This window comes from Eubacterium sp. SB2 (assembly GCF_001244405.1).
In the GTDB taxonomy this organism is placed as follows: Bacteria; Bacillota; Clostridia; order Lachnospirales; family Lachnospiraceae; genus Faecalicatena; species Faecalicatena contortus_B.
Genome location: NZ_LN865148.1, coordinates 216,010 through 233,161, shown reverse-complemented (window position 1 = coordinate 233,161; position 17,152 = coordinate 216,010). Strand labels below are relative to the sequence as shown.

Genomic DNA, 17,152 nt, shown 5'->3' with positions numbered 1-17,152 from the left:
GGAGCCGCAGATGTGACAATAGAATTGGCACTAATAATTAGCATTGTGTCTACATCGTTTGCAGTGTTTTTTGGGATTAAAAACACTAAAAGGGCGGACACATCAGACGCAGAAAAGAAAGCTGTAGAGAGCGCCACAATCAATGTCAAGCTGGATACCATAGCGGGCGATGTTCGGGATATCAAATATGATATGACAGCAGTTAAAAAGGACGTACAGGGACTCACAGAACGTATGATTATCGTTGAGCAATCGACGAAATCTGCGCACCATCGTATAGATGGGATAGCGAAAGAAAGAGAGGAAAAATTATGAAAAACAGAGATTGGATTGAATGGGCCAAAAGGGCCGAGATCAGGGCGGTTAAGACCATAGCCCAGGCGGCAATTGCCGGGATCGGAACGGCGGCAGTTATGAGTCAGGTTGATATTAAGTATGTGATATCTGCATCATTGCTGGCCGGCGTGCTATCGTTATTGACCAGCGTGGCCGGTCTGCCAGAAATCGGGAACACAGAGACTACGGAGGGCGAGTAATCGTCCTCTTTTTAAACTATGATAAGGAGATCGAATATGAATAGATTAATTATTGACGTAAGTTATGCACAGGGCCAGATCAACTGGGATCAGGTTAAGACAACGGGGGTTGACGGCGTGATTATTCAGTGTGGGTATGGGGACGATATTGCTTCTCAGGATGATAAGCAATGGAAACGCAATGCAGATGAATGCGAGCGATTAGGCATCCCGTACGGTGCGTATCTGTTCAGTTACGCAACCACAAGAGAACATGCGTTAAGCGAGGCAGCACACTTGAAAAGACTTATATCCGGCAGAAAACTGTCTTATCCTGCATACATAGACATTGAGTCTGATGGGCTCCCGAAGAGCTCATTCAACCCGCAATGGTTCATTGAGATGGGAGAAACAATAGAGTCAACTGGAAACTGGTTTGGAGTATATGCGAATGCGGACTGGTTCAGGACTACAATCGGTAGTTCTTTAGATCGGTTCACGAAATGGGTCGCGGCATATGGGGATAATACAGGGCACCCATCAGGAGGTAAGCCTAATTTGGGAGAAGATATCTGGCAATATACAAGCGTGGGGCGCGTAGCTGGTATTGCGGGGAATGTCGATATGAACGAATGCTACAGAGATTTTCCGAAAGAAATTAAGGGCGTATCCACTAAACCCAGCACTCAAAAGCCGACTCCAGCGCCAGCTCCCACAGCCGAAACACATACCGTCAAAAGTGGTGAGACGCTGTCCGGGATCGCGGCCAAGTATGGCACAACCTACCAGCATTTAGCTGCCATTAACGGGATTAACAATCCTGACCTGATCTACGCGGGCCAGGTACTCAAGATCGACGGGGCGGCGGCGCCATCCAAGACATATACGGTTAAGGGTGGGGACACGCTCTCTGGAATCGCGGCAAGATATGGCACCACATATCAGAAGTTGGCCCAGATCAACGGGATCAGCAACCCTGACCTGATCCATCCGGGGCAGATGATCAAATTAGGATAGCATAATAATAGCCCGGGTCCTTATAGAATCCGGGCTTGACATTTAACGAATAGTTTTTTATAATAAAATTGTTAACACGGTAGCGGAAGGGGCTATCGTGTGTCACAGGCACCCAATCTTGCCTGTGTTGGATTGAAACATAAGTAGGAGTAAATAACCTAAAAAAAAGAACCGTCATTATGACAGTTCTTTTTTTTAGGTTATTTTTTGAGGAATGCTCCCTCAATCATCCAACATGGCTACAGTATCACGGCATATGGCGCCGTTATTGTTTTCATAAACCGGATCCCCGTTTTTAAAGATCCGAAGCAGGTTATTCTCAGAATTGTAAGTCCCTACTTTTTCGTCTCCCACCAAAACCATGTGTCCGTCACCTGCATCTTTATAGTTCGACATATCGTATCTGATATGGGTAAAAGCCTTGTCGGGATTATAAGCCGATTTATCATATCCGGCCGGGCAGCCTTTTTTGTATTCTGCGTTTGCAAGTGCCAACAATTCTTTTGCCAGCTCTATTGTAAAAACATTACCGTGTTCTTCCCTTGCACTAAATCCCCAGTAAATACCATCTGTTTCAGAAGACTTAACGTTTACGTAATACCCTTTTTGATTCATTATGTTTGTATTCATAAAATTCCTCCCTTGCTTTTGGAAGCAACGCTTGTTATAATTCATTTGATGGGGAGCGGTGGCAAGCCCGCCATCCCTGTCACTTATCCGATTCTTTTTTCCAGTTCGTTTGTTCTACGAATTAGTATTTCATGTACGCGTTCAACCTCATCAAAAATTATTTCGTCCATTGCTTTTAGTTCTGCAGTATCTTTCATCTGCTGGCGTCTCAGATCTTTCATTCCTTTTTCAAGATCTCCAACTTTTTCGAGTAACAAATCTAATTTTTCACTGTCTGTCATATGATTACCTCCAATAATTTGTTCTGTAAGGAACTTGCCTTCCTTAACTATCTTTATTATATACTATTCGTACGAATATGTCAAGCCTTTCTGATAACTATTGCATCATTTTCCAAAGAAATTATAACGTCTTTTTCTTCTTGCGTAATGCCAAGAGTCTTTACAAATTCAGGGGGGAGCGTTATCCTTGCCATGACCGCATTCTTGCTGGCTGTACCACCAGGTTTGTTAAACAATACTTTTCTCTTTATACTTTCCATGAATAATCCTCCTTATTATATATTAATATACGATATTCGAACGAATAAAACAATAGTATTATATTATTCGTACGAATTACACAAAAATTTTTCGCATGATTTGTGTATTATGCCAATTGATTAATTCGTACGAATGATATATAATATAGTTACAAGGTAAGGAAAGCAAAGGAGGAAAATAAGATGGGGAAGATTTATGGAATAAGATTTGACAATAGAAAATTTGAAATTGGTGAAGAGATTAGCAATAGTCATTCTTATGACAACCAAGGTCAAAGAGGTGAAGAACTTTCAGGTACATGCGCACTGTTCGTATCTAGCGAGAATGATTTTATCGATTATTTAGATGGAATTTTGGAAGCTGAAAGCGGCGAACTCGAAAATTACAACAAGGCACTTAACGCTAATTATCCTTATCCATATATCTATCTCGTAGCGATAGAAAGCGAATGGGGATGGGAATGGGGAGAAGATGAAAACGAGATAATCATGAATGGCGCTGAAGTTGTTAGAAAAATAAGATAGAAAAAGGCCCGGATCAATACCGGGCTAATTATTTAATATTTTTTGAATCAATGTGTATTCCTGCATCACTTCAAAATACTTTTTCCAGAATGAATCATAACAGGGCTGGAACCCATTCACTAAATAGCAATTTGAATGCGACAAATTTTAATCTGATCGTATCCACCTATTATCCAGTAACAAATGTCATTGTAAGCGGGCGCGATGTACAACTACATTGCGCTGGCCTGCTGTCGAAGGATGTTCCAGCAAACGCCGAATTGGCGGTAGGCACCCTGCCAGAAGCATACCGGCCGCCATATAAAATCATTAAATATGTACTTGCTACTGGAACAACAGGCAGATTACTAAGATTATCAATTGATGTAGACGGTAAGGTAACCTACGCACTCACGGCGGATGCGGCGACAGGCGTAGGGGTCAATATCAATGAGACCTTTGTCGCAAGAGCAAAATAATTATTTCCATCTACCAATTGCAAGCCATCGAAACCCGCTGTCGTAAGTCGTATTTGCGGCAAGAGCGCCCATGAGGATAACACGACAGCCTGTTGCCGCAATATTATCTACGCAGTAACCATTTAAATAGTTAGCATTCGCCGGAGTGATCAGTACAGATACCGGAGCTGTGCCAGCAAAATTCTCACGAAACGTAACTTGTCGAGTTGCATTTTTATTGCTGTTTGTCATTGCAGTACCGCCAAAAAAGCCCCACTGAATATAAGTGCCGTCTGGAAATTTGCTGTAACCCACATCGTTATCAACTCCACCTTGAGATAAATTGCTATTTAGTGAATCTAAACTGTCCGGCTATCCAGAACCTCATTTGCAATGGTAATTATTTGATACTTACTATATAATAAATATCAATGAGTACTTATAAAACTTATCCGGTTAGTAACACGTTAGTAACAATAAAATCCCAAGAACGCTGAATTTACGGGGAAAGGGATTTTTCAATATTAAAATTATATTAACAAAAGAAATCCCATATTAAATGAGGGCAAGGAGGAAAATTTATGAAACTGAAAAGAGTAACTGCGATGGCTATGACAGCTGTTCTGGCACTTGGAATACTGGCAGGGTGCGGAAAGAGTGATTCCGAAGATACTGCAAAGAGTGACTCCGGCAGCAAAGACACGAAGCAGGAAGCAGACGGTGATGTAACTACGATTACATATTGGGGATGGGACACGAACTGGTATGAGCCGATGTTCGAAAAGTTCATGGAAGAGAACCCGGATATTAAGATTGAGGCTACCAATGTTGCATACAGCGATTATTTTACAAAGATCCAGCAGGCAATTGCTTCAGGATCAGAGCTTCCGACCATGGTTCAGCAGAGCTGTACATTGATTGCAAACTACAAAGAACTGGGTGTGTTCGAGGATCTGACCTCAGACCCATACAATGTGGATCCGAATATCTTCTTTGACTTTATCAAAGACAGAGCAATGACAGACGACGGACAGCTGATCGGTATTGAGCAGTCAGTATCTCCGTCAGCAATTGCATACAAGAGAGATCTTGCGAAAGAATATTTTGGAACAGATGATCCGGAAGAGCTGGCAGCACTGTTCCAGTCAACAGACGACTACATTACAAAAGGCAAAGAAGTTAATGAAAAATCAGGCGGAGATGCTTACCTGTTCCATTCCAGCGGCGCTGTTGCTGAGTGGCTGTACTTTGCAGACAGCACAGAGCTTCAGACAGGGGATACCGTAAACTTTACAGAAAAGATGACTCCGGTTATGGACACGCTTGTTAAGATGAGAGACAACAAGGTTGTGGATACATTTGAAAATGGTACTCCACAGGCAAACGCTACATATGCAGATGACAAGCACCTGTTCTATCCTTGTCCGAACTGGGCTATCTCTTACTACATCAAGGCCAATGACCCTGACGGCGAAGGCAACTGGGGCCTGATGATGCCTGCTACAGGCGGTTATAGCTGCGGCGGATGTTCCGTAGGTATTACAAACACAAGCACAGATGCACAGAAAGATGCTGCATGGAGATTCTTAAAATGGGCATTCCTGGAGCAGGGCGGTGTTGACACTGCAAAAGAAGCAACAGACTACTATGTACCAACAAAAGAATTCTATGAAGACGCTTCCTATGCGTCAGGAGCAGATCCGTTCTTTGCAGGACAGGATGTAGGTGGTTTCTTATATGGAGAAATCGCACAGAGCATCGTCATCCCGACTCCTTCAATCTACGACCAGACAGTCATCGATATCCGTGACCTGCTGGCAAACGCGGTGATGTCGGATTCAAGTCTGGATACCAAGGCACTGATTGATAAGGGCCTTGAGGAATGTGCAAACCGTATTACGGACAGTGACGTTAAGGTAAAATAAGCAAAATGGAAGTGAAACGGAAGAGTGCTTTCCCGAAACGGACACCCTTCCGTTTTTTAAGCCCGCCGGCAGGAGACATGTCGGCAAAATGTAAGGAGAAATATCTATGAACAGTAAAGGCAATAAAAAATATACAATCTTATGGCCGTTATTTTTTGTGGCGCCATTCATCATCTTCTTTCTGGCATTTAACTTGTTCCCTATTCTGTACTCTGTATTTTTAAGTTTCCATGACTGGAGCGGAATTGGCGACAAAGTGTTTATCGGACTGGACAATTATGTGCGCATCTTTACCCAGGACAAGACGGTCTGGAAATCACTGGGGAATACGCTGTATATCATGGTGCTGGGATTCCCGCTGTCCATCTTCCTGGGCCTGGTGCTGGCAGCATTCTTGAGTAACCTGAAAAAATTCCGTAATGTATTTCAGACAATTAATTTTCTGCCTTACATCACCACACCGGTTGCAATCGGCCTGATCTTCACGTTTCTTTTTGACTGGAATACAGGAATTATAAACAAGATTCTCTCATTTTTCGGAGGGGAGGGGATCAACTGGCTCGGCAATGCCAAATTCGCCCCGCTGGTTATCGGATTTATGATTATCTGGAAAACGACCGGATATTATATGGCACTCTATCTGGCGGGAATTACTTCTATCTCAGAGGATATATACGAGGCGGCAAAGGTAGACGGCGCAGGTCCGGTAAAAACATTTTTTAAGATTACGCTGCCGCTTTTAAAACCAATCACAATATTCATTGTGATCACCAGCCTGATTTATGCACTTCAGCTGTTTGACGAGCCAAACCTGATGTTCAACGTCTCTACAACGAGTGTCATCGGTGGACCGGACAGATCCTGCCTGACGATGGTGTGGAACTTTTATGACGTGGCATTTGGATCCACTGCAAGACTGGGATACGGTTCTGCTGTTGCGACAACACTCTTTATTATTATCGTAATCACATCACTGGTTGGCATGAAGCTGATGAATAAAAAGGAGGCGAAATAAATGAAAAAGTTATCAAGTTCATTATCTTATGTTATTTTAGCCGTTATATCATTTATTTCACTGTTTCCTTTTTATATGATGATCACAATGTCAACGTACAAAACGGAACAGATATTCCAAAGCATGCCGTTTCTGCCATCTGATTATTTTGGGAAGAATATTGCGACCGTGTTTCAGTCCAACTTCCTGCAGTCCTATGGAAACAGCCTTTTTATCTCCGTAGTCTCCATGGCAGTCTGTGTGCTGGTAAGTGCTATGGTTGGGTATGCCATGCTTGTCTATGATTTTAAGTTTAAAAAAGCTTTGATGAATTTTATTATGCTGACCATGATGGTGCCGACACAGATCGGTATCATCGGATATATGATTGAGATGCGGACACTGCACCTGACCGGGACATTATGGCCCATGATCCTTTTGTGGTTTGCCAATGGATTTGGTGCGTTCTGGATGATACAGTTTATCAATGGTTCCATGCCGATGGAGATCGTTGAAAGCGCCAGAATTGACGGAGCGGGAGAACTGAAGATCTTCTTTGGAATGGTGTTCCCCTGTATCAGACCGGGTGTACTTACACTGTGCCTTTTAATTTTCCTCTGGTCCTGGAACAGCTACCTGGTACCGCTTGTATTTGTTAACAACGAAAGCCTTAACACGATACCGATCTTTATCAAGAGCCTGGCCAATGCCTACCGTACGGATTACGGCGCGCAGCTTTCCGGCCTGCTCCTTGCAACAATTCCGCTGCTTATCATGTTCATCTGCGGTTCCAAGAGCTTTATCAAAGGCCTCACCGCGGGCGCCGTTAAAGGCTAAGGGAGTATTTCCCGGGTTTGCAGCAGGCTGTAAAATAAGGTACAATAGAGGAATTACAGGGAATGAGGTAATTCTTATGGATAATTATGTAAAGCTTTATATCGTCGATGACGAAAAGATGGCGATAGAGTATTTTAAGAGATTGATAGAGGGGCTTTCTCCTGCCTGCAAAGTGGTGGGAGAGGCTCTCCATGGTCCGACTGCACTGGAGGAAATCCCGAAGGTACAGCCGGATATTGTATTTGTAGATATCAGCATGCCGGTTATGAATGGGCTGGTTCTGGCAGAGCGGATTCTGCAGCAGAATAAAAATCAGATCATCGTGCTGCTCACTTCCTACCGGGAATTTGATTATGTGAAGAGAGGAATGGAGCTTGGGGTGAGCAATTATCTGTTGAAAAATGAACTGACTCCCGAAAGTTTAGGCAAAGAGATCCGCAGTATTATGGAACAAGTCAGACTGGAAAGAAAACGGCTCCATACCTATCAGGAATATAATCTGAAGCAGTTCCTGGAAAGCGAAAGCAGCCGGACTGAAGGCATGGAAAATATTTATAAGGGCAGCACGCTGAACAGATTTGCCCTGACAGCGGTAAAGCGGATCCATCCTGTCTGTATGCAGGCTGTGTATGAGGAGCATGTAAACTTTGAAAGCATGCAGCTGGAAGAACTGGAATACCATGAGGGCATCACCTGCCGGGGGGCGGTCAGGCTGTCGGAGGAAATGTGGGCCGCGGTTTTCTTTATTCATGAAGTCGTGTCCGACAGTACGGTGCTGTTGGAGCAGTCAGCAGGGAAAATGCTGCAGTTATATAAGAAGGCAGGCATCCCGGTATCTGCCATTATTTCAGATGTCTTTCGGAATTTTACAGATCTTCCGCAGGCGTACAGGCGTATTTCCAGGCTTTCCCAGCATATGCTCTGTATGGGTAGAGACAGGATCTATCATCAGAACGATGTGGAAAACGTACTTCGTGCTGACCGGCAGACGGAAGTTTATATGTCAGACCTCGTTGGTATTTTGGATGCGGAGAAGGAAACTGAGGCAAAGGCCCTGATTGATCGCTTATTTGAGGAGGCTGCGGCCTACACCATACAGGAATTTACCAGAATGCTGCAGGAACTGCACGGTGTGATAAAGAGATATGCCATGCGTAAAAAGGTGGATATCAATGCCATTCCGGTACAAAATGAATTTTACTCCGCCGGTGAGGCCAGGGAGTATATGCAGAAAATGGTATCCGGAATATTTCACCACCTGCGTGAGCAGGATGAGAAACACTACTCCAGAAACGTATTGTTAATTCTGGAATACATACAGCAGCATTATGCAGAAAACATCTCCTTGCAGGATATTGCCGAGGCGGTTCAGCTTTCAGAGGGGCATACAAGAAAATGTTTCAAGCAGGAGATCGGAACAACGGTTGTGGATTATCTGACCGAATACCGTATCAATCGTGCCAAAGAGCTGATTAAAAACGGCGAGCGGATTACCAGTGTTTATGAGAAGGCCGGATTCACGTCCAGCCAGTACTTCAGCTATGTATTCAAGAAATATGAGGGCATCAGCCCCAGCGAATATGCGCGCCGGCTGCGATGATCAGAGAGGGGGGACAGCCATATGAGACTGCGGTATACATTAAAATTTAAGCTGATCGTGTCCGTGCTGCTGATTATGTCAGTTACCTACGGGATCAGCAGCTTTGTAATATACCACAATGTGTTCGGGACAATGGAAGAACAGATTATTTTGGACGAGCAGCAGAAATTGGAGCAGACCAGCCATCAGCTGGAGTATGTGCAGGAGTCTGTGGAGGGTGTGGCTAAACAGATCGTCATTTTATCCGAACTCCAGAATCTCATCAAAGAGAGCCGCACAAAGGACAGCTTTGCGGCTTTGGTCAGCCATGACAAAGTAAGGCGGCTTATTTCTTCCTATACAAATATGCAGCCATATTTGAGCAGTGTTATCGTCATTACTCCGGACGGCAAGACTTTTTCCAGCAACCAGTACGAGAGCGCGTTTCAGCCGGAAGAGGAGGCATGGTACCAGGAATTTAAGGCGCATAATGTGCAGTCGGGGTTTACCACGCTGCACTCCTATCTTTCTTCACAGGCCGGGTGGCAGAGCGATGTGATCAGTTATGTAATGACGTTTAAGGATATCCAGAACGGACGGGATATCATGGGGGATCTGATCATTCATGTGGATTTTAAAGAATTGATCGCCAAGGCGGAACTGGATGACAATCTGCTGAAAGGGTATGCCCTTTATGACAGATGGGGAAATAAAATCTTAGGCAGTGGGAAGCTGACGCTTCCCTATGAAGCAATCGCTGAAAATGAAAACGGTAAATACCGGCTGGACAACGGCAATGTAATACTCTGCAACCGAAGTTTCTCGGACGGCTGGATTATGGTTTCCGAGGTGTACAGTGATCAGATCGGGAATAAGCTTTCCACGATGCAGAAGCTTTTTCTGATGACATTCGCGGCTGCCATTACCCTGCTGGTTGTTCTGATCTATTACTTTATCAACCGGATTACCAGGCCTGTGGGACAGCTGCATGCGGCCGCCGAGAAAGTGCGTACCGGTGACTTTGACGTAGAAGTGGATATCCATACAAATGATGAACTTGAGATCCTGGGAGATTCTTTTAACAGTATGGTGCAGGATCTGCAGAATCTGCTGGAAGAATCTGTAGAGCATGAGAAAAATATCCGGGAAATGGAAATTAACAGGCTTATGCTGCAGATTAATCCCCATTTTATCTACAATACACTAAACTCCATCGTGTATATGGCACAGATGAAGGGGGACAACGATATCGTAAAATTTGCGAATGCGTTTATATCTCTGCTTCAGGATACGCTGCGGGTGGAAAAAGACAGCATATACATCAGCATGAGACAGGAAGTGAAGAACATCAGGAATTACCTGACGATTCAGGAATACCGGTATCCGGACCGTTTTCAGACTGACTATCAGATTGATGAGGATGTGCTGAACTGTGAGGTGCCCAATGTCCTGATACAGCCAATTGTAGAAAATGCGATTTTTCACGGGCTGGCAGGTAAGATTAAGCCCGGAAGGCTTTGTATCCAGGCGCGCAGAGAAGAGGAATGCCTGGTTATCCGCGTGGTGGATGACGGGATAGGGATGAGCCGGGATAAGGTAGAGGAGCTACTGGCTTCGGATGAAGAAATTAAAGGAAAGATGCGGACGATAGGCGTGGCCAACGTCAGCAGACGAATTGCAGAAATATATGGGGACGGATACGGTCTTCAGATTGTCAGTGAGGAAGGAGTGGGTACCAGGGTAACGGTGACAATACCGTACCGCAGATACCAAAAAACCGATGAAGACAGACTTGAGCGAGCAGAAAATGAGCAGCCCGTCGAAGTTGGAAAAGATTAGTTTCGGGCTGGGCGATTTTTCGGGAAATGGTATTTTTACATTTGTATCAACATATCTGATGTTTTTTTATACAGACGCAGCAAAGCTGGATCTGGGAGCCATCGGCATGATTTTGCTGGCCGGAAGAACGGTAGATGCAGTATTCAGTCCTGTTATGGGATTTATCGTAGACCGTACGGATACCCGCTATGGAAAGTGCAGGCCCTTTATTGCGGCAGGGATACTGCCGGTATGCCTGCTGATGTGTGCATTATTTTATTCGCCGGCTTCCTTTTCCGAACAGGGAAAAGTTTTCTATGCGGCAATGATTTATGTCCTGTTCAGCCTGCTGTACGCATTTATCAATGTTCCTTACTCTACGATGCTGACCGTGCTGAGCGGAAGACAGGAAGATCGGATCGTGTTCAATCTTTTTAAAAATGTTGGGGCCAACTGCGGCGGTATCTTCGTAACTGCCTGTACGCTGTGGCTTGTGAACGAACTGGGGAACAGCAAAAGACAGGGCTTTATGCTGGCGGCAGTCCTGTTCGGCATCATCTTCCTGTGCAGCTCCCTTGTGTGCGCCGCGCATGTAGTGGAGCGGGTAAAGCCGGGGAAAGGGCAGGAAAAGAGCGGAATCCTCCGGTCCCTGAAGGCTGCAAAGGATAACAGGCACTGGCTGGTACTCTGCGGCGTACAGTTTCTGAGCCTTACCTATATGATGGTGAGAAATCAGGGAACCCTGTATTATACAAAATATTATCTGGGGCAGGAAGCGTTAAGTTCCCTTTTTCTATCGATTATGCCCCTGGCCTCGGTTGCAGTTGCTTTTATACTGCCTGCCATCGCAAGGAGAAGGGGAATGCGGTTCTGCGTGAGAAGCGGAAATATATTATGGTGTATGTCCATGGCGGGAACTTGGGCAGCAGGAAAAAATGTAGCGGCAGCAATTTTATTTCATATAACAGCCAGCATTGGCTGGGCCATGGCCACCGGAATGGTTTTTGTTATGCTTTCGCAGGTAATAGACTATTCCCAATGGAAGACGGGGGTGAGGCCTCAGGGCTTTCTTACCTCTATGATAGCTCTGGTACAGAAGCTTGGGATCGCCTGTTCCGGCTACATCTGTGCTTTTGTTCTAAAACTGGGCGGCTATCAGGCGGGAAATGCCGGGGGCGCAGAGACGCTGTTTGCAATTCGCATGAATTTTGCCGGACTTCCCTTTCTGCTGTCGGCAGCAGTTATCATTTTGATTTCGTTTTATACACTGGATGAACAATATCCGGAGATAGAAAGTGATTTGAACAGGCAGCAGGAATTATGATACAATAAAAAAGTAAGGCTCGAAAAGACCTTGCCAACTATATTTTATGCATCGCACGTAAGGGGCCAAAATACGGCCACTAAGTGCTCGCAGCTATAATAAACAGATATATGATGGGCTGGCGGCATACCCGTGTGACAGGTATGAGTGAAGAGATGTCTTTAGGCAGATTTATTTTAAACTGCAGACAGCCGCATATTAATAACGATCAGGAGGTATATGATGGCAGTAGACTACAAAGCGTCTGAAAATCGATACGGGGAAATGCATTACTTGCACAGCGGGAAAAGCGGGCTTCAGCTTCCGGCCGTGTCGCTTGGGTTATGGCATAATTTTGGAAGCAATTGTGATTTTGAGAATATGAGGGCTTTATGCCGGACAGCGTTTGACCATGGGATCACACATTTTGACCTTGCTAATAATTATGGTCCCGTACCGGGCAGCGCGGAAGAAAATTTTGGCCGGATACTGGTAAAAGACCTTGGGGTGTACAGAGATGAATTGGTGATCAGTACAAAGGCCGGTTACGATATGTGGGAAGGGCCTTACGGAAATTTTGGAAGTAAAAAACACCTGCTGGCGAGTTTGGACCAGAGCCTGAAGCGTATGGATCTGGAATATGTGGATATCTTCTACCATCACCGCATGGATCCCGATACCCCTGTGGAAGAAAGCATGATGGCGCTTGCGCAGGCGGTCCACAGTGGAAAAGCATTGTACGCAGGAATTTCTAATTATGACAGAGAACACACGGTTCAGGCAATGGAAATTATGAAGGATCTGAAGTGTCCGCTGATTATTAACCAGCGCAGATATTCCATCTTTGACCGTACAATCGAGGAGGATGGCGTAAAAGAAGCTGCCTCCGCAGCGGGTCTGGGAATCATCTGTTTTAGCCCGCTGGCACAGGGACTTTTGACCGATAAGTATCTGCATGGCATTCCAAAGGACAGCCGGATCGCTAAGGACCCACGTTTTTTAAAGAAAGACAGCCTGACAGAGACAAGGATTGAACAGATAAAGGGGTTGAACGAGCTTGCTGCTAAAAGAGGACAGACCCTGGCTCAGATGGCTTTGTCCTGGATACTAAAAGATAACGATATCACAAGCGTATTGATTGGAGCTTCCAGGCCGGAGCAGATTACGGAGAATATAGAGATCATACATAACAGAACATTTTCAGACGAGGAATTGCGGGCTATAGATGCGCTTAGTAAGTGAGGCGATGTGGTGGCTGGGGGGACGCCGGGTCGGAGCCGGATATGTGGCGTGGCCAGGCTGCTCATTCGTGAACGGCCCCTAAAGGAAATGCAGCCTGTTTGGATGGAACCAGGGAGATTCACTGCGCTGTCTTGATGACAGCGCAGCTCAGCTCCCTTTGAAATTTTTTTTGTGAAAAAATTTCATCCATCCAAACAGGCTGCATTTCCTTAAGGGGCCGTAACACTTATTTTATGCCCGGCCACGCCACATATCCGGCTCCGACCCGGCTGGCGCATCAGGCCGGTATGGCGGCTCACTTGGGAAGGGCGCCGAGGGGGCAGCGTATGGGGGCTGGGGAAGTGTTTGGTTATAGGGCGGAGATGTTTCTTATTCGTTGAATTTTGCTTCCAGGTCGGGCATGTGGTTTATTTTGGAACGGAGGATGAGGTTATAGGGGAAGCGGGCCTTGTAGATTATATTTTTGGATTCTCCGCAGCGGCTGCATTTCATGGGGTAGGAATAGACGTATAGGTCTTTTCTTTGTAAATTCATACCAAATGTTTCATTCATACATTTTCTGCAGTATTTTAGCTTATGCAATGGGTATTTAATTTTGCTCATCTTATGTATTCTCCCTTTGATCTGTTTTTCCCCGCAGCCATTAATTCTTAGGAGGGATTAAAGGCTGCGGGGATATCTATATGAATTATCGGCGGCATCATTTTTATATACCTGGGTTTGTTTGGCTATTCCCTGAAGTCGGCTGGCTGGGCCGGTTCGGATAGGGAATGATATTTGAAGGCACATGAAGCTAACACTGCTTTCGGAATTGAACGAAATTAATCATTCAGGGTAGCAGTGTTTGTCTTCAAGAATTGTAAATTTTATCTCATCCTCTCTTCTCTTTGACTTCTCAATGAACTACTAACAACTTAATATTAGTTATGTTGTAGCTCTATGCCTTGTTATGGTATATACTGAATAAAGGGGACCCATATTAGAAACTAAAACTTGACATGACTTTTTAAAACTGTTAAATTATTAGATATAAATAATTGTTGCTATGTATGGCTGATTTACAGACTTCCTTGATTTTACAACATAACTAATATTATGTTGTTTAAAGTTTCAGGATGTCTTTTTTAACTTCTTTGCCTCAACAACATAACTAATATTATGTTGTTAAAAACACGAGGGTGTCTTTTTTATTACCCTGTTACAAGTCCAAGCCGTTGAATCTGTTTTCTGTAATTTTCCGCTGTGTTTGCAGTATATATCCTTGTTACATCCAGATTGCTGTGGCCCAGGAGATCCGCGAGTCCGGCTATATCATTTGTAAGTTTATAATAGGAGCGGGCAAAGAGATGCCTTAGATTGTGTGGGAATATTTTTTGTTCCGGGACTTTTGATATTATGCCCAGCGCCTTCATTTCCCTCCATAGATTACTTCTGTCCTTGGGCTTTCCGTTTCTTGTGATAAATATACATCCCTGAGTTATCCCATTTTTAGCGGTATAGTAAAGCAACTTTTTTTTCAGGGCGTCTGAAATCAATATGGTTCTGTGCTTTCCTTTATTTGATATGGTGATAGCCCCTTTTTTTATGCTTTCCACAGTGAAAAACACCAATTCACTTACTCTTGCACCCGTTGCCGCAAGGGTCTCTATGCTCATGGCCAGTTGGGAATTATGCCGGCTTCTTGCTGCTTCAATCAGATTTTTATAATCCTGTCTCGTCATTTCCTTTGCCTCGGGTATGAATAGCTGCTTTTGTACTTTCAGTCTTTTTGCCTTCCATCTTCCCAATCCCCAGAATTCCAAAAACTGGTTCAATGCCACCAGCATCGAGTTGATACTCGCAGCTTTGTATCTGGGATACAGCCATTCTTTATATGAAACAATGCATTTTTTATCAATTTCATAATTTCCTTCCAGATATTTATAAAAGGTACGAATATCGGTTACATACTTTGAGATTGTCGCCTTTGCATTCTCACGTTCGTATAGATATGCCTGAAAATCCTTCAGCGCTTCTTCGGGGTTAAACGTAAATTTTTCACTTTTATTGTCCATCTAATACCTCCATAAATTTTGATAGTAATAAATATATCTTATTTTGCTGCCATGCTGCAAACACGTCCAATGGGTATAATGCTTCATGCACACTGGACTTACTCTGTAGTTTATCCTGCAATGTGATTTTCATGCGTGGTAACAGTTCAGGCAGGCCCCAACTGCTGCCATGTGGAAATATATAGTTACTATTCACCGGGCCGTGCACCCCGCTGTACGGCATCCGAGCCATTAAAGTGATGGAGCCGGGTATCTGGGCCGTGAATAGTAACAACGTATATAGGATGAATTGATTCCGCTTGACATCTTTTGAGGATGCATGCAAAATAAATGTATTATTACATAGAAAGGGATCGGAAGGCAGCAGAATGTATAGGAGATCCGGGGAAAACCATAATACCGGCCTTTTGCAGATATACTGACTGGATGACAGGGAATTGGGATGGGGGTAAATACTGTAATAAACAGCGATAATATTGTTGGGTTAATTCAGCGTACTTTGAATGAGGTGGACACCAGACTTGTGGACCACGGAGTCCGGGTGGCTTTCCTCGTATCACATATGATGGAGGTCGAAGGCAGTTACAGCAGACAGGAAAAGCAGGATATCTGTCTTCTTTCAGTATTGCACGACATAGGCGCGTATAAGACGGAAGAGATTGACAGGATGGTTGAATTTGAGACAGGAGATGTCTGGGAGCATTCCATATATGGATATGTCTTTTTACGTTATCTTTCTCCATTAAAAGATTGGGCCGAGGCCGTGTTGTTCCATCATACACCGGCTGCGGAGCTTCTGCGCCTTACACCGGAAATCCGGGGGACCGCACAGATGATCAATCTGGCCGACAGGATGGAGATTTTCAGCAGAAGTTTCAGACAAGGGAGCACCCTGGAAGAGGTCAGAACCAGGGCGGCAGCTTTTCTGGCAGAAAATCGCGGCAACCAGTTTACAGACCATGTAACAGATTTGTTTTTAAAGGCAGACGAGGAATATGATCTTTTTGCAAAACTTCAGAAGGGCGATATTGAAGCAAAGGGGATCTTATCGAATATGAAACTTACCGATACGGAGTGCGGGCAGTACCTGGGGATGTTGATTTATGCAATTGATTTCCGCAGCCAGCACACGGTAACACATACCATTACAACTACCAGTATTAGTTGTTCTGTTGCAAGGCACATGGATATAACTCAGGAACGATCGGAGAGGATCCGATATGGCGCCATGCTTCATGATCTTGGGAAGATCGGGATTCCGGTAGAGATACTCGAATTCCCGGGAAAGCTCAGCACGCAGGCGATGAATATCATGAAGACGCACGTAGATATCACAGAGCGTATACTGGGCGGAAGTGTTGACGCCGACGTGACTCGGATTGCTCTGCGGCATCATGAAAAATTAGACGGCAGCGGTTATCCAAAAGGAATCACTGGAAAAGATATGACGCTGGAGGAGGAGATCGTCGCTGTCTCAGATATAGTCAGCGCACTTCTGGGGACACGCAGCTATAAAGAAGCTTTTTCTAAGGAAAGAACCCTCTCAATCATTCAGGAAATGGCAAAGGACGGAAAGCTAAATCCGGCGATTATATCAGTCATACAGGAAAATTTTGACGAAATCGTCGACGAGGTAGCAGAAAACTGCAGTCCCGCTCTGGAAAACTATTATGGAATCCAATTGGAATACAGAAGATTACTTACCCGTTATTTAGAATAGTCAATGTTCGATTAA

The 17,152-nt window shown here is 44.5% G+C and carries 18 protein-coding genes; 13 read left to right on the top strand and 5 right to left on the bottom strand.

Annotated features, from left to right (window positions below; genetic code table 11):
- The first annotated feature begins 12 nt into the window (after nt 1-12).
- The 3 genes from BN1938_RS01085 to BN1938_RS01075 are packed head-to-tail and all read left to right on the top strand — an operon-like array spanning nt 13 to nt 1,532.
- On the top strand, nt 13-315 hold the full coding sequence (locus tag BN1938_RS01085) for a hypothetical protein (RefSeq protein WP_050638821.1): 303 nt from the start codon (nt 13-15) through the stop codon (nt 313-315).
- Nucleotides 312-536 carry a holin gene (locus tag BN1938_RS01080; protein ID WP_050638820.1) on the top strand — a complete coding sequence of 75 codons (225 nt, stop codon included), beginning with the start codon at nt 312-314 and terminating at the stop codon, nt 534-536. The genes BN1938_RS01085 and BN1938_RS01080 overlap by 4 nt, the downstream gene beginning before the upstream one ends.
- Nucleotides 537-572: 36 nt before the next feature.
- Entirely contained in the window at nt 573-1,532 is a 960-nt protein-coding gene (locus BN1938_RS01075) for a LysM peptidoglycan-binding domain-containing protein (protein ID WP_050638819.1), read from the top strand.
- A 222-nt stretch (nt 1,533-1,754) separates the two neighbouring features.
- Here BN1938_RS01075 and BN1938_RS01070 read toward each other — a convergent pair whose 3' ends face one another.
- The 3 genes from BN1938_RS01070 to BN1938_RS01060 all read right to left on the bottom strand — a co-directional run bounded on the left by BN1938_RS01070 (nt 1,755) and on the right by BN1938_RS01060 (nt 2,703).
- The gene (locus BN1938_RS01070; RefSeq protein WP_050638818.1) at nt 1,755-2,162 is read right to left on the bottom strand and encodes a hypothetical protein; all 408 of its coding nucleotides are present in this window, start codon (nt 2,160-2,162) and stop codon (nt 1,755-1,757) included.
- Between the two features lie 83 nt (nt 2,163-2,245).
- Entirely contained in the window at nt 2,246-2,443 is a 198-nt protein-coding gene (locus BN1938_RS01065; protein WP_050638817.1) for a hypothetical protein, read from the bottom strand.
- An 80-nt stretch (nt 2,444-2,523) separates the two neighbouring features.
- Nucleotides 2,524-2,703, bottom strand: coding sequence for an AbrB/MazE/SpoVT family DNA-binding domain-containing protein (locus BN1938_RS01060; RefSeq protein ID WP_050638816.1), 180 nt, complete (start codon nt 2,701-2,703; stop codon nt 2,524-2,526).
- Between the two features lie 183 nt (nt 2,704-2,886).
- Between BN1938_RS01060 and BN1938_RS01055 the strand changes: the two genes are divergently transcribed.
- Both BN1938_RS01055 and BN1938_RS01050 read left to right on the top strand, forming a co-directional pair.
- Nucleotides 2,887-3,228: a hypothetical protein gene (locus BN1938_RS01055; protein ID WP_050638815.1), complete on the top strand. Its 342-nt coding sequence runs from the start codon at nt 2,887-2,889 to the stop codon at nt 3,226-3,228.
- Nucleotides 3,229-3,359: 131 nt separating this feature from the next.
- Entirely contained in the window at nt 3,360-3,686 is a 327-nt protein-coding gene (locus BN1938_RS01050) for a hypothetical protein (protein WP_050638814.1), read from the top strand.
- On the opposite strand, the gene BN1938_RS01045 is transcribed toward BN1938_RS01050, so the two are convergent.
- On the bottom strand, nt 3,687-3,980 hold the full coding sequence (locus BN1938_RS01045; protein ID WP_050638813.1) for a gp53-like domain-containing protein: 294 nt from the start codon (nt 3,978-3,980) through the stop codon (nt 3,687-3,689).
- 266 nt (nt 3,981-4,246) lie between these two features.
- On the opposite strand from BN1938_RS01045, the gene BN1938_RS01040 reads away from it, so the two are divergent.
- From BN1938_RS01040 to mgrA, 7 genes are all read left to right on the top strand, one after another.
- Nucleotides 4,247-5,590: an ABC transporter substrate-binding protein gene (locus BN1938_RS01040; RefSeq protein ID WP_050638812.1), complete on the top strand. Its 1,344-nt coding sequence runs from the start codon at nt 4,247-4,249 to the stop codon at nt 5,588-5,590.
- A gap of 106 nt (nt 5,591-5,696) precedes the next feature.
- A complete protein-coding gene (locus BN1938_RS01035; protein WP_050638811.1) occupies nt 5,697-6,605 on the top strand; it encodes a carbohydrate ABC transporter permease in 909 nt (302 codons plus the stop codon).
- Complete coding sequence (locus BN1938_RS01030) at nt 6,606-7,421, top strand: carbohydrate ABC transporter permease (RefSeq protein ID WP_050638810.1); 816 nt, start codon at nt 6,606-6,608, stop codon at nt 7,419-7,421. It abuts the gene before it with no gap.
- Nucleotides 7,422-7,497: 76 nt separating this feature from the next.
- The gene (locus tag BN1938_RS01025) at nt 7,498-9,021 is read left to right on the top strand and encodes a response regulator transcription factor (protein ID WP_050638809.1); all 1,524 of its coding nucleotides are present in this window, start codon (nt 7,498-7,500) and stop codon (nt 9,019-9,021) included.
- A gap of 21 nt (nt 9,022-9,042) precedes the next feature.
- Nucleotides 9,043-10,839, top strand: a complete 1,797-nt coding sequence (locus BN1938_RS01020) for a sensor histidine kinase (protein ID WP_050638808.1) — start codon at nt 9,043-9,045, stop codon at nt 10,837-10,839.
- The gene (locus BN1938_RS01015) at nt 10,793-12,142 is read left to right on the top strand and encodes an MFS transporter (RefSeq protein ID WP_157355656.1); all 1,350 of its coding nucleotides are present in this window, start codon (nt 10,793-10,795) and stop codon (nt 12,140-12,142) included. Before BN1938_RS01020 ends, BN1938_RS01015 begins: the two co-directional genes overlap by 47 nt.
- Before the next feature lie 222 nt (nt 12,143-12,364).
- Nucleotides 12,365-13,363, top strand: coding sequence for an L-glyceraldehyde 3-phosphate reductase (gene mgrA / locus BN1938_RS01010; RefSeq protein ID WP_050638806.1), 999 nt, complete (start codon nt 12,365-12,367; stop codon nt 13,361-13,363).
- A gap of 1,190 nt (nt 13,364-14,553) precedes the next feature.
- Here mgrA and BN1938_RS01000 read toward each other — a convergent pair.
- Nucleotides 14,554-15,417 (bottom strand): tyrosine-type recombinase/integrase, encoded by an 864-nt coding sequence (locus BN1938_RS01000; RefSeq protein WP_050638804.1) that lies wholly within the window; start codon nt 15,415-15,417, stop codon nt 14,554-14,556.
- A 442-nt stretch (nt 15,418-15,859) separates the two neighbouring features.
- Here BN1938_RS01000 and BN1938_RS00995 point away from each other — a divergent pair, with 442 nt between their 5' ends.
- Complete coding sequence (locus BN1938_RS00995) at nt 15,860-17,137, top strand: HD domain-containing phosphohydrolase (RefSeq protein WP_050638803.1); 1,278 nt, start codon at nt 15,860-15,862, stop codon at nt 17,135-17,137.
- Nucleotides 17,138-17,152: the final 15 nt, after the last annotated feature.